General features: G+C 47.8%; 15 protein-coding genes. All 15 read left to right on the plus strand.

From position 1 onward, the window contains the following. The first annotated feature begins 33 nt into the window (after positions 1–33). Complete coding sequence (gene pdxR, locus FE784_RS00095; RefSeq protein ID WP_139600081.1) at positions 34–1443, plus strand: MocR-like pyridoxine biosynthesis transcription factor PdxR; 1410 nt, start codon at positions 34–36, stop codon at positions 1441–1443. 57 nt (positions 1444–1500) lie between these two features. Further along, positions 1501–2130: a hypothetical protein gene (locus FE784_RS00100; RefSeq protein WP_139600082.1), complete on the plus strand. Its 630-nt coding sequence runs from the start codon at positions 1501–1503 to the stop codon at positions 2128–2130. Positions 2131–2861: 731 nt separating this feature from the next. Then, positions 2862–5345 carry a glycosyl hydrolase family 28-related protein gene (locus FE784_RS00105; RefSeq protein ID WP_139600083.1) on the plus strand — a complete coding sequence of 828 codons (2484 nt, stop codon included), beginning with the start codon at positions 2862–2864 and terminating at the stop codon, positions 5343–5345. 281 nt (positions 5346–5626) lie between these two features. Further along, the gene (locus tag FE784_RS00110) at positions 5627–6517 is read left to right on the plus strand and encodes a phosphotransferase (RefSeq protein WP_139600084.1); all 891 of its coding nucleotides are present in this window, start codon (positions 5627–5629) and stop codon (positions 6515–6517) included. A gap of 18 nt (positions 6518–6535) precedes the next feature. Then, positions 6536–6721, plus strand: coding sequence for a hypothetical protein (locus tag FE784_RS00115; RefSeq protein ID WP_139600085.1), 186 nt, complete (start codon positions 6536–6538; stop codon positions 6719–6721). Between the two features lie 244 nt (positions 6722–6965). Then, positions 6966–7226 (plus strand): DUF2164 domain-containing protein, encoded by a 261-nt coding sequence (locus FE784_RS00120; protein ID WP_246131829.1) that lies wholly within the window; start codon positions 6966–6968, stop codon positions 7224–7226. 344 nt (positions 7227–7570) lie between these two features. Next, positions 7571–7903, plus strand: coding sequence for an aromatic acid exporter family protein (locus tag FE784_RS00130; RefSeq protein WP_139600086.1), 333 nt, complete (start codon positions 7571–7573; stop codon positions 7901–7903). Between the two features lie 42 nt (positions 7904–7945). Continuing rightward, the gene (locus FE784_RS00135; protein ID WP_139600087.1) at positions 7946–8566 is read left to right on the plus strand and encodes a chloramphenicol phosphotransferase CPT family protein; all 621 of its coding nucleotides are present in this window, start codon (positions 7946–7948) and stop codon (positions 8564–8566) included. Continuing rightward, positions 8563–9126 carry an AAA family ATPase gene (locus FE784_RS00140; protein WP_139600088.1) on the plus strand — a complete coding sequence of 188 codons (564 nt, stop codon included), beginning with the start codon at positions 8563–8565 and terminating at the stop codon, positions 9124–9126. The genes FE784_RS00135 and FE784_RS00140 overlap by 4 nt, the downstream gene beginning before the upstream one ends. A 26-nt stretch (positions 9127–9152) precedes the next feature. After that, positions 9153–9662 carry a GNAT family N-acetyltransferase gene (locus FE784_RS00145; RefSeq protein ID WP_139600089.1) on the plus strand — a complete coding sequence of 170 codons (510 nt, stop codon included), beginning with the start codon at positions 9153–9155 and terminating at the stop codon, positions 9660–9662. A 42-nt stretch (positions 9663–9704) separates the two neighbouring features. Beyond that, a complete protein-coding gene (locus tag FE784_RS00150) occupies positions 9705–10262 on the plus strand; it encodes a hypothetical protein (RefSeq protein WP_139600090.1) in 558 nt (185 codons plus the stop codon). Positions 10263–10281: 19 nt separating this feature from the next. Next, positions 10282–10986 carry an HAD family hydrolase gene (locus FE784_RS00155; RefSeq protein ID WP_139600091.1) on the plus strand — a complete coding sequence of 235 codons (705 nt, stop codon included), beginning with the start codon at positions 10282–10284 and terminating at the stop codon, positions 10984–10986. 68 nt (positions 10987–11054) lie between these two features. Then, positions 11055–11687: a zinc dependent phospholipase C family protein gene (locus tag FE784_RS00160; protein ID WP_139600092.1), complete on the plus strand. Its 633-nt coding sequence runs from the start codon at positions 11055–11057 to the stop codon at positions 11685–11687. A gap of 25 nt (positions 11688–11712) precedes the next feature. Further along, on the plus strand, positions 11713–12276 hold the full coding sequence (locus FE784_RS00165) for an NUDIX hydrolase (RefSeq protein ID WP_139600093.1): 564 nt from the start codon (positions 11713–11715) through the stop codon (positions 12274–12276). Positions 12277–12299: 23 nt separating this feature from the next. Beyond that, positions 12300–13199: a TIGR01777 family oxidoreductase gene (locus tag FE784_RS00170; RefSeq protein ID WP_139600094.1), complete on the plus strand. Its 900-nt coding sequence runs from the start codon at positions 12300–12302 to the stop codon at positions 13197–13199. Positions 13200–13373: the final 174 nt, after the last annotated feature.

Below are 13373 nucleotides of genomic sequence, written 5' to 3' on the forward strand. Positions count from 1 at the left end.
TTGAATGATTGTCAGGATAAAGGGGAGTCGTCGATGTTGTGGTTTGACGTGGATCGAAGTGCTGCCGCTCCACTAACGACGCAAGTCTATGAGCAGGTGCGTTCGCGAATTCTGCGGCAGGAGCTGGCGGAAGGCGAACGACTGCCTTCGAGCCGAGAGTTGGCGGCCAATATCGGCGTATCGCGCAATGTCGTGCTGGAGGCGTACGACCGCCTGACCGCGGAGGGTTACCTGGAGGGACGCCCCCAAACGGGAACCTACGTCGCTGCAGGGTCTTCGTTTGAGCGGCACAGGGAGACGGAGCAGAAGCGCCTCGCTCCCCCTGCAGCCGTGACCAGGACGGAAGCGGGTACGGCGACTATCGACTTCCGGGCGGCGCATCCTGCCGCGGATTATTTTCCGCGCACCGTGTGGGGACGCTTGGCGAAGGAAGTTTGCTTGGACGCTCCGGAGCGCGTCTTCGGCTACAACCGAGCCGAAGGCGTGCCCGAGCTGCGCAGCGTGCTGGCGCGTTACCTGCTGCAAGCTCGAGGCGTCCGCTGCCATCCGGACCAAATCGTCATTACGTCGGGGGCTACGCAAGCGCTGCATCTGATCACTGAGCTGCTTTCTCGCAAAAAGGATGGGTGCGTCGCCGTCGAGGATCCGGTGACGGACGAAATGCGCACTATTTTCACTTATGCGGGCTCGACCGTGCTGCCGATTCCGGTGGACGACAAAGGGATTATCCCCGAGGAGCTGCCCGCCGAAGAGAAGCCGGACTTCATCTTTGTCATTCCTTCCCATCAGTTCCCGCTTGGCGGTACGCTGCCGATTCAGCGGCGTATCCAACTGCTTGAGTATGCCCGGCGTATGGATTGCTGCATCGTCGAGGACGACTACGACAGCGAATTCACTTACGAAGGCGCCGCCGTTCACTCGATGCAGGGTCTGGATCCGGAACGCGTCATCTATGTCGGGACGTTCAGCAAAATCTTATCGCCCGCTTTGCGGATCGGTTACGCCGTTCTGCCCGAGCGGTTCATTCCGGAGTACCGCCGGCTGAAGTGGTTTGCCGATCGGCACACCTCCTCATTGGAGCAGATGATCCTGGCTCGTTTTATGGAAGAGGGTTACTTCGAGCGTCATATCCGGCGTATGAAGAAAATTTACCGCAAACGGCGCGAAGCGCTCGTACGCAGCTTGCAGCAAGAGCTGCCGCAGGCGAAAATTCTTGGACAGTCCGCAGGCATGCATCTGGTCGTCGAGATCCCCGGGATGCGGTTTACGCAATATATGCTTCGGCGTATCCATTTGGAGGGGGTTCACGTATACGCGGTGGAGCATTATGCGATCCATAAAGGCCGGCACGAGCAACAGATTGTGATGGGGTATGGCGGATTGACGGCGGAATCGATTCAAGAGGGGGTCGTTCGGCTGCGGCGGGCGTTGGAGAATGAGTGAGAGAGGGAAGGGTGTGCGATTCAGGCCACAAGTCTGCACCGAGAAAAGAGGGAGTTCATGATAAAAATCATATGTGCAGCCTTCATGTTTGTAACAATCCTTACTGGCTGTGAAACGGATAAGCTGAAGGATGAAAATATTAAATTAAGCGCACAGTTGGACGAAGCTAATCGTCAAGTTGCAAAGCTGGAAAAAAATAGAGAAGACTTGGTCCGGTTAAACGAAGATCTTCAAAATAAGGAGGAACGGCTGAAGAGTGCTGCAAGCGCAAAACAACAACTAGAGATTGATTTGAACTGGTACAAAAACGCTATTAAAGACGTTATGAGTATAAAGAACTTCGACTACGAGGTAGTATCGCAGTCAGTTAGCAGAGAGCCTTACGACAAAGTCGTATATATTAAAAACGTACCGGAACTTAACAAAGACCAAACCATTTATTTATTGAAAGCAGCACTATCCTTTTTCGATGACCAAGCAAACATTGTGTCTTTCTGGAGAGACCGAGACATGGCAATGCGATATGCGAGCGGAAAATACGATCCTGAAGAGGGACCCTCAGGCTGGAGCGGATTTGATTACAGATTCGGTTCCATCATTAACGATGAGCCTTACCCCAGGTTGAGACAATATAATAGCAGAGATGATAGTCAGTTAATAGAGTTTGGGAAGTATTCAAGCAAGTAGGGAGAACCCCTTAAAATGAAAATATTTATATACTGGATGTTATCTCTATTCTTTTCCGTGAGTTCTGTATCGTTTTTTTATAACATGATGATTCGATACGAGTGGGAGGATGCTTCAAAGGAAGGATTCGGCTTTGCACTGATAATCGCGACTATGTTGCTCTGCGGTTTCTTTTCGTTCCTGCATGTTCTTTTTCATATTTATTTTGTTATCATGCTGTCCAAAAATTTTTTTGTTTTAAAGATAAGCCGCATAGCTACAACAAGAAAAGTAAAGAAGAATGTTCTGATCTTCGGCATCGTTATTATTTCGTTAACATCATGGGTTTTCTATAGACAAATTATAGGTTCGGGGCCGTATGGAATTGGATTTTTTGTTACTCAATGTATAACGATGTTTATGTATTTAATTTGGTATACGGAAATGAAGCAAACGGATACATTCATTCCATTCAGCGGGCAAATGCGAAAAAGGTAGATATACGATCTAAAGCTCAAAGCCCGCTGCAGAAAAGGCATCAAACCATAAGTCATTAGCAAAAAGCGATCTGTCGAAATCATGAATTCCACGGGCCGCTTTTTTTGCACTTCGATCGGCAATATGAAGTACTATTTTGACGGAATGCCGGATATAAACATAAAGCCGGTTCATAGCCGGCGTGCGCCCTGTATTGGCCCGTGTCTTTGCAGCGAAGATTGGGGGCAAGACCGAAACAGAGGAGGAATTTACTGGTGACTACCAACCATCCGGACAAAGCGATCAGCCGCAGAGCGCTGCTCGCTTCCCTCGGCGCGGCGGGAGCGACGATTGCAGCCGGCCAGTTCGCGGGCGCTTCCCTTGCCTACGGAAGCGTGACCGAATCCGTCTATGGGCCGAACGCTCCTGCGTCGGGCATCGGTTATGTCGCAACAGTGTCGATCGCCGAGCTGCGCGCGTTGTCGTCGTCTCATCCGAAGCCGGTCTATTTTGTGACCGACAGCGGGCAAGAGGGGCATTTTGTATACGATGCTTCCGATACGACCTCTGCGGATAACGGAATCGAGGTGATCGTCACGACCGACGGCAAACGGTACAAACGTTTCGCCGCACCGTCGCAAGATCGTCGTCCAGAGGCGCTGCGGGTGGTGGCGACGGACTACAACGTGTCCGCCTCGGGACAGACCACAACCGGCAGCATCGCCTCGGGGAACGCGGTGCTCACCGTCGCTTCGCCGATTGATTTCCAAACGGGGCAAGGCATCCTCATTGCAGGAGCGGGAGCTGCGAGCAAAGAGGTGCTTACGTTGGTAGTCGAGGCGGAGCCGACTGCGTCGGGAACGGTCTCGGTCCAACTGCCCGGGGAAACCGCGCAAACGGTCCATGTAACGGCGAGCCCGGAAGTGGTGGAGGTAAACTTTGCGTCGGGCAGCTCCGTAACCGGAAATATTGCGCTTGTGCTGGATACGGTGGAATTTTTAATTCCGGTAACAAGCGGGGAAACGGCGGCAGATATCGCGGGCCGGATTCGCGGCTGGTTTCTGGAGGGCTGGACGGCGGGGGGTTCGGGAAGCGCGGTGACGCTAACGTCCGTTTTACCCGGTGTTCGCAGCGATTCGTTTTTGTACGGCCAGGGAACCGGAGTGTCTGCCAATGTGACGCTGACGAAGGGAGTGAGGACGACCGCCAGGGGCATCGCCTCGACTTTGCGGGGACGGACCTTTGCGAACTGGACGGCGGCGACGGGCTATATCAACAGCAATGTCGTGTTTTTTATCGCGAATACGACTGGGGCAAAGGGCGGGGAGAACGCAACGTATTCTCCGGGTACGACCGGCGCTAACGGGAGGCTCGAGGTGGCGCAGTACGGAAATTATTTACTATCTACGATTACCGCGATCACCGGCAGTGCGATCACACTGGCCCACAATGCCGTATCTTCCGTATCGGGCGTCTACGTCGGACATGACGATTCCAACGCACTACAAACGTTGCTAAACGGCGCCGCCAATAAACTGGTCATTTTGCCGGCCGGTACATATCGGTTGGCCCGGACATTGACGCCGACTTCGGGTACGATTTTGCAGGGCGATGGTTATACGGCAACCATTTTGCAATACCAGGCGCTGGCGCAGCATGGAATCCGGATAGGCAATTTGGTGAATGACGTCCAGATTCGCCACCTGAAGCTCAAAAACATATGCGCCCCCGACAGCGCGTACGGCGGCGATACGGAACGCCATGGCATTATTATGGAGCACGCTTTGCGAACAGTAATCGAATACTGCTGGGTCGACAACGCCGACGACGGCGGCATTCGCGCAGGCGGCGGCACCAGCGGCAACTCTTCCGGAACGCGCATGCTGTATAATGTCGTAGTCAATACGTCGGAAGGGTCGGGAATCGAGGTGATCCGCGGCGAGGACTGCCTGCTGCTCGGCAATATCGTCCGGCAATCCTCCCAACATGCGGTACGGCTATGCGGCTCGCGGAAAACGACCGCCCTCGGCAATTATTTGGAAAACAACGGAGACGGCTTCTCGATTCAGGGCTACGGCAACGGCGTCAATGTGACGCAGCGCAGCCAGGATTTCGTAATCGAGGGCAATGTGATCAAGGACCAGCTTACGCAAGCGGTGACGATCTTCAACCAGGCGAACAGCGGCATTATTAGCGGCAACTGGATGGAAAATGCGCAAAACCGGGCGGGCGGCATCGGCATCCAGCTGCGAACGATCGTGATCAGTGGCCGGTTAAGCACGAATTTCGACATTGCCATCGAGGACAACATGATCAAGGGATTCGGCCGGGCGATCGAGATGAGAGGAGATATGGACCGGATTACGATCCGGAACAATACGGTCAAGGACTACACCGCCAATGGAACCGGCAGTGCCTATGCCGTGTACCTCGACTGCGACGATGTCGGCGATTTGCGCCATATTTTGATTGAGGGTAACACGTTTATTTGTCATGCGGCCAACAAAATCGGGGTCCGGCTGTTCCGGCCCTCCGCCCGCACAAGCATCCAGGCGCACAACAATACGTTCATGCTGCGGCGAACCGATATGACCGGCCTGAAGGAGGCTTGCCTGAAAAACGCATATACCGCTCCCTACAACGCCGATGCACTCGTTCGGACGATCGCTGGTACCTGCACAGTAGTGCTGCCCGATTCAACCGAGGTAACCGGGACGACGGCTCAGGATACGAACCGGTATATCGGCTTGCCGGTATAGAAGCGACAGCGATTTTCCCGCTCGGTGCGGTTGAGAAAGGAACGATGCACAAGGCTTGTCGATTTCGGGCAGCCTTGTGCTCCCCCTACAGGAAGGAACGGCGGTACAAGTGCCAGTGATCCAATCTTGTGCGAGCTGTTTGTGAATGGCCGCAAGTATGAAGCGATTTGGCAAATTACCCAAGATGCCGTAAGAAGAGCTCAAAGCTAGTAAAAATACTTTAAAAAAACCAAGCACTGTGATAAGAAGTAGATAAAATTTACACCAGAATAGGTGAGCTTATGAAATACTCCAATCTCCAGCAATTATTCGATGAGCCCATTGAAAAGATACAAATACTCGATCCCGGCTATTCGGGCCACGCTAGTGATGTATGGCTAGTGAAAACGGCTTCGCAAGAAGTGGTCGTTCGTTCTTCCAGATGGCGGAATGAGCCGGACCGTGAATTTTGGTGGGGATGCAAGTTTATGTTCGGGATCGATCCGAGACATATGATCTACATGAAAGAAAATTCCAAATTGCTGCAAACCGTCTCGGAAATTGCCTTACCGAAAATTTTGTCATGGGCAGAGATGGATGGAAGGGAATATCTTGTTGTAGAAAAAATGAAAGGCCACGCGCTGAGTTCCTTCAAAAATCAGTCACATGAACTCCTATATCAATTCGGTGTGTGGTTGGCTAAAGTACATTTGAATACATCCAGTTTCTATGGAAATCTTGCGAAGACCAAGGTCGGAAAACGGGAGGAATTCCATAACAAGCTAGCGCAAGCCATGAAGGGGATTGCCGAACGGGAATACCCGAGCGATAGCCATATAAGGACAAGCCTGGATCCTATCTTGGAGCAGCTCCATGATTTGCCTCACCCGCAACATTTCTGCCCGATATTGGTGGATATGGACCCGTCCCAGTTTCTTGCCGAAGCCGGAAAGATTACAGCGATCGTGGATACAGAGGCTTATGTGATAGCTCCCAGGGAATTTGACTTTATCGGACTTGAATATGTATTGGATGAAGCATCGTCCGCTTCGTTTCTAAATGGATATACGACGATTCTGGGTATACCCGAGTTGTCCGAGTGCAGGAGAGCATATAGATATTTTTACAGATTGCTGGGCGTGCAAGGATCGGTAGATTTGGATAAATGGTTTGCGCAGTCGGAATTGTTCTGACTATAGGAGGTGCTGCGGATGTCTCTAACGATTAGACAATATCGACCGGCAGATCAGGAAGCTGTCGTGAAATTGCATGTCGATGGCTTGAGCCAGTTTCAAGCAAGCATAGGCGACCCAATGCTCGATCAAGACATTCATCATATTGAAGCCGTGTATTTACATCATGACGGAGAGTTTCTGGTCGGAGTTTTGGATAGCTGATTTTGGATACGACGAGTAAACAATTGCCCGCACAAAACATGTTTCTGAGAAATGGTTATCATGAGACGAATCGCAAACCGTTCCAGGACATGGAGCTTATATTTTATAAAAAAGATATCGTATAGTAGCAATAGGAGGATTAAAAAATCGGGACTACGCAGGCTCCGACAAATTTTATATGATAGGAAGAGAAAGAAATCATCGACAGTATGAAAAATCAAATGGAACATAACGGAGGGACGATATGATCATTTCGATAAAATTGCCCAAAGAAGAAAAGACCGAGCTCATTAAGACGGTCCAAGCTTATTTCGAAGAAGAAAGATCGGAAACGATCGGTAGTTTGGCGGCGGAGCAACTCGTCGATTTGATGATCAAAGAGCTGGGACCTTATGTATATAATAAGGCGCTGGCTGACGTCAAGGTACTAGTCAATGAAAAATTCAATCAGATCGACGATGAGTTATATGCGCTTGAAAAGCCGACGCAAGGCCGAAAAAAATAGCGCTGGCAACCTACATTGGAGTTGATCGATCATCAAGATCAGAATTATCGGTTCCTGCGGCAGCGGAAAATCGACATTGGCGAAGGAACTTTCAGTACGCTGCGGGATCCCCTACTACGAATTGGACAATGTCATCTGGGACAGAAATGCGGAAGGCGTGAAATACCCGGAGCCGATTTGAGCAAGAAGGGAGAGCAATGATCTTCCCTATCCAGGTGAACGTGCGTCGTGCAGGCTGAACTATCCCACTGTATTGTGGGATTTATTTTGCATCAAGAACCAAAAAATTGAATAAAATGAAAAATATTTTAGAAGAATATCATGGTTTGTGGAAGGAGTCCTGAATGGCTATATTCGGCACTATCGCAGCTGTAATCTTATCGGTTCTGTTCATGATGCTCCTTGGCCCTTACGGAATCATTGTCCTCCTATCGCTCATTTTCGGAATGGTACTAAGCACCCACATGAGAACCAAAGAGATTCAAAACGATTTACAGAGAATCAAAGAGAAGCTTGGGATCGAGGACCCGAATGATTTCCATATGTCCAATGAGGAGATCGAACAAGAACTGGAAAAAGAAATGGAGACGGACGAACTGAGGGAGATCAATCAGCAAATTGAGAAGGAGTTGGAGGAATATGCAGACTCAGCCGATAAAGATACTAAGAAAAAGTAAACGAGCAAGTCTTCTGATCCTTCTTCGAAGGGAGGTGCCTCATTGGGTGGAACGATTATTTATTTAAACGGCACTTCGAGTGCGGGGAAAACTACTCTTTCGAAACAGCTGCTGGATGTACTTCCGGAGAAATATTACTATCTGTCGCTGGATCAGTACAATCATCAAATCGGGAACATGTTCGCGGGACTGTTGGGGCTGGATCCGAAAAATAAGGATATTGACTATGCCAAAGGGAAAAGGCTTCTGAGCAGGCCTTCCATGGAGTTGATGTATCAAGCAATACAAGTGATGTCGGAACTAGGGATGAATGTGATTGTCGACGATGTACTAATTAACAAGCTATGGCTGAACAGATGCGTTGAACTACTGGCCGACCATCCCGTCTATTTCATTAAAGTCAATTGCCCGATCGAAGAACTCGAACGAAGGGAAAGGAGCAGAGGAGATCGAACGATCGGAAAAGCACGCTCCCAATATGATACGATCCATCATCATGGGAAGTACGATCTTGAAGTCAACACCTATGAATCCAGTATCATGGTGTGTGCGGAACATATTATAAAATATATTTATAAGGATCGGTCAGAACCGAGGGCATTTAAAGAACTGCAACGAATACGCGAGGAAGCGATCATTCCTTTAAAGGGGGAGAATTTATGAAATTGATCATCATATTCGGACCTCAGGCCGTCGGCAAAATGACAGTGGGACATGAGCTGGAAAAAATAACGGATTTGAAGCTTTTTCACAATCATATGACCATTGAACTCGTTTCCCCCTTTTTTAGTTATGGCTGTGCGGAAGGACGACGGTTAGTCGGTTTATTTCGACAAGAAATATTCGAGGAAGTATCGAAGAGCAACTTGGAAGGATTGATTTTTACATATGTATGGGCTTTGGACCTGCAATCCGACTGGGAATATGTCGATCACATCAGTAATATTTTCGAGTCGAAGGGTGGAGACGTTTATTATGTCGAGCTTGAAGCGGATACGGATGAAAGACTGGAACGCAACAAAAGCCCCCACCGATTGATGCATAAACCTACAAAAAGAAACATTGAACGCTCTGAACGGGACCTGTTAAACACGATGGAGAAGCATAGATTAAACACTTATGATGGAGAAATGAATAAGAAAAACTATATCAAAATCAATAACACAAAGTTAAGTCCGGAAGATGTCGCAAAAATGATCAAGGAACGGTTTCAATTTCAATAGGAACTCGTGCAAAGGAGTAGCGGATTATGAACGTTCAGCAAGTTCAAATGAGAGATTATTCATCGGTGTTGGCCGTTTTCAGTGGAGTCAAGGCTGCATTAAGCAAAGAGAAAAACGACCAGTGGAAATGGATTTATCCGAACCGCTTTATTCATAAATCCGATATTCAGAGCGGTACCATGTACGGAATAAAAGAAGGAAACGAGTATGTCGCGGTAGTCACTCTCGACGATAAACAGAGTAAGAGCTACCAATCCTTAGTATGGCGAGATTCCCGTGGAAAACCCGGTTGCATGCATCGGCTTGCCGTTCATCCGAGCAGACAAGGGCAAGGATTGGGCAAGCTTTTATTGAACTATGCAGAGAATTTTGCGCAAAACAAAGGACATACAAGTATAAGAATCGATGTATATCGAATAAACGAGGCGGCCATAGCGTTATATAAAAAAAATGGATATGTAGAAGTGGGGGAAGTTCGCTATCCGTTCAGAAAATATTCCTATATCACTATGGAAAAACTATTTTTTATAACATGATAAGTTGCAGTCATACAGCGCATATGAAGCGGGAGGGCGAGAATGAATCGATATGTTTCAGCTATCCTACTCTGTGTACTCGTTTTTACGGCGGTCGTATCCATTCCGGAAGGTGAAGTTTATGCATGCAGTTGTGGGGGGGAAGATGCAAAAGAGAGATTGGAGCTGTTTATGGTTGTTTTTGAGGGGAAGGTACTAAATCGAGGTGAACTAAAAGAATTTCAGCAACAGCTATTTAGAGAATATACTTTTGAAATAAATAGAGCATGGAAAGGGATCGAAAAGGAACGTATAACTATTTTTACCTATGGTGAAGCTTCCTCATGCTACTTCAAGTTCACAGAAAATGAGACATATTTAGTGTACGCTTACCCAGGTAAAGATCATGAGTGGGAGACGAATTTTTGCAGCGGAAATATACCTATATCTAAAGCCAAAGAGGAATTGAAGCAGCTAGGAAGCGGAACGGAAATCTACATAAATGATGGCGCAGCGGATGCCCGCAACTATAGCCGCAATGTTCTGATCAGCAGCGTTGTTATTTTCATTTTAGCATTAGGGGTATTAGCGAGTCGGAGAGTCAGGAAGCGAAAAGACTAATTGCAAGGGGGAACAGGCGTTGGACATAAAAACCATTTTTTTCGATTTGGACGATACCCTATTGGACTTTGATGACTATTGGAAAGACAGCCTGATCGAAACATTTGGCAAGCACCCTACAACGAGGGGAATCGAACCCCACCTGCTGTTCCAACGTCTATGGGATAAGAATCAAATATACGAGAAGCTGTATCATGCGCAGGAAATTACTTTGCGAGATTTCCGGAATTTCCGGCTCATACAGGCTATGAGAGAGTTCGATCGTGAAATCGATGAAGAGACGGCAGATGAGTTCAATGCTTTGCACAAAAGCGTAAGCAAGCAATTTATGAAAGCGAGTCCCGGATTACTGGCGTTTCTCATCGAGCTAAAGAAATCGTATCAACTGGGAATCGTAACAAACGGTACCGGAAGCTGGCAGCACGATAAGATTGAAGCGCTAGGAATCAAATCGCTTTTTTCAGATGAGGCCATTATTATTTCCGAGGACGTTGGTTATGAGAAGCCTGCTCCGGAGATTTATGGAAAGGCATTGGCTTGTACGCATACTGCACCGGAAGAAGCTCTGTTTGTCGGAGACTCGTGGAAAAATGATGTTCAAGGTCCGATCCATATAGGAATGAAAGCGATTTGGTTGAACAAGAAAGGCGAGGCGGTTCCGGAAGGGCTGAAACCGTATGGGATCATAACCAACCTATTCGATTTAAAGAAATTTCTTTTGTGAGGAATAGTTCGAAAAACGGTTTTATTCTGGAGTAGCGAGATAAGAACGATCACAGAGGAGGACTAAAAATGGGGTCCCGAATCATGCATTTGATCATTGCCGATAAGGTTGCCAATGCGATTCCGTTACGAAATCGATCCGAATTTGTGCTTGGCGGAGTTGCACCAGATGCAAAACAACCCAAAGAAAGCTCGCATTTTTATATAAAGGACGAAGAGGGGATTACGAGACATATCGGATACGAACCATTTATGAATAAGTATCGTCATTTTATAGACGCCGGGAATGAATACATACTGGGGTATTTGTGTCATTTAATTGCCGATGATCTATGGTTGAAAAATTTTTACTTGCCTTGGATTATGGACCAAATCAATCGGAATCCGAATTTTTACGAGAAATATCATCAAGATTTCAGGAATTTAAATGGAAAATTGTTGGAATGGTACGGCAATGCCCACATCAAGGACCATTTGGCGGGCAGTCTTCGAGGGACGGATATCGAAGAGCTTGCATTCTCGGATGTGCTTCCATTCATTCCGGACTTGTTAAAGGACTTTGTCTATACCGATGCGAATGTAAACAGTGTACTGAATGTATTTACGATGGAGCAAATAATTGAATATATGGGGCGGTCTGTGGAACTGTCCGTAACTGTACTGGAAAGACTCATGGAGGGCAAACTCTCCAGCCCCATGTAAAATCGATAAACTCGAGGAGTCCAAGATGCTGAAATATACGTTATGTTTAATCCGACAAGGAAGCAAGATCTTATTGCTCAATCGCGAACATCCGGCATGGATGGGGTGTTGGAACGGGATTGGCGGAAAAATAGAGAAAGAGGAGCAGCCCCGATCATCGATGCTCCGTGAAATCCAAGAAGAAACGCAAATCGAATCGCCGGAGCTCTCTTTTAAAGGTCTTATTACGTGGACAACAGTAGAAGGAGCGGGTTTCGGCGGTTTGTATTTATATGCGGCTGAAATCCCGGATGAGTATGAATATGTGACTCCGATAAAAACGGAGGAAGGAATATTGGACTGGAAAGAAATAAGCTGGATCATGCATCCCGACAATCAGGGCGTTGCCTCCAATGTCCCCAGTTGTCTTGAAAAAGTGCTGTATGAGTCTAGCTGCTATAATCATCACAGCATCTTTTCAGATAAAATAATGGTTACCCAAATTTCAACAAAGATAGATCCGAGAATAGAGGCGGACGAAGCGATGAGAACTGATTATTTGAACCAGTATTTGCAAAAGTATATCGAAGCAGGTTTTGCCATTAAATGAACGAACAGGAATGAGTGGAGCGAATGAAGAAAAAAGTCGTTATAGCCGGTGGGACAGGCTTTATCGGAGCCTATTTGGAACGGCAATTGAACGATCTCGGGTACGAGGTGAAAATGATCTCGAGAAAAGACGGTCATATTTCTTGGAGCAGCAGTGCGGAAATCGTGGAAGCGATGGAAAATGCCGAGATGCTGATCAATCTGGCCGGGAGGTCTGTAAACTGCCGCTACAACCCATACAATAAGCAAGAAATTATGAATTCGAGAACCGAGACTACCAAAATACTTGGAAATGCGCTGTTACAATGCAAAGCGCCCCCTTCGCTATGGTTCAACTCCAGTACGGCTACGATATACAGACATGCGGAGGACCGGCCCATGACCGAGGAAGGCGGAGAGATCGGATCGGGCTTCTCCGTTGAAGTTGCAAAACAGTGGGAGCAGGCTTTCTTCTCGTTTGAATTGCCGAATACGAGGCAAGTCGCTTTAAGAATAGCGATCGTATTGGGTGAGGACGGGGGAGTCATGACTCCCTACAAAAACTTGATCCGCTTCGGACTTGGTGGTTCCCAAGGGTCCGGCAATCAAAAGTTCAGTTGGATTCATATCGAAGATTTGTTCGGCATTATTGTTTTTCTGCGGGATAACGAAGAGCTTCGCGGCGTATTCAATTGTTCTTCCCCCAATCCGGTTACGAACCGGGAGTTGATGGGCAGCTTACGACGAGCTATGCATGCAAAATTCGGATTGCCCGCATCCAAGTGGATGCTCGAAATCGGTGCCTTTTTTATGAAAACCGAAACCGAATTGATCTTGAAAAGCCGTTGGGTTATCCCGGAGAGGCTGCTGAAGGCGGGATATTCGTTTAAATATGATACCTTGGATAAGGCGCTTCGACAAATTTTGAAGGAATCGAACATGTAACTCGATTCGAAATAGAGGAGGTCATGGCACGTGTCCCAATCCAACTTTTATTATAAAAATCCCGATGCGCCAAAGCCGAATCAACCGACGAGTATCGGCGTAGTCGCGGCAATTGAAAGGAACCACTGCATGCTGTTTGCAGCGAAGAATCGATAGAGCTTGCCTTTTTTTCGA

This window comes from Paenibacillus hemerocallicola (genome assembly GCF_006265175.1).
GTDB classification, from domain to species: domain Bacteria; phylum Bacillota; class Bacilli; order Paenibacillales; family NBRC-103111; genus Paenibacillus_AB; species Paenibacillus_AB hemerocallicola.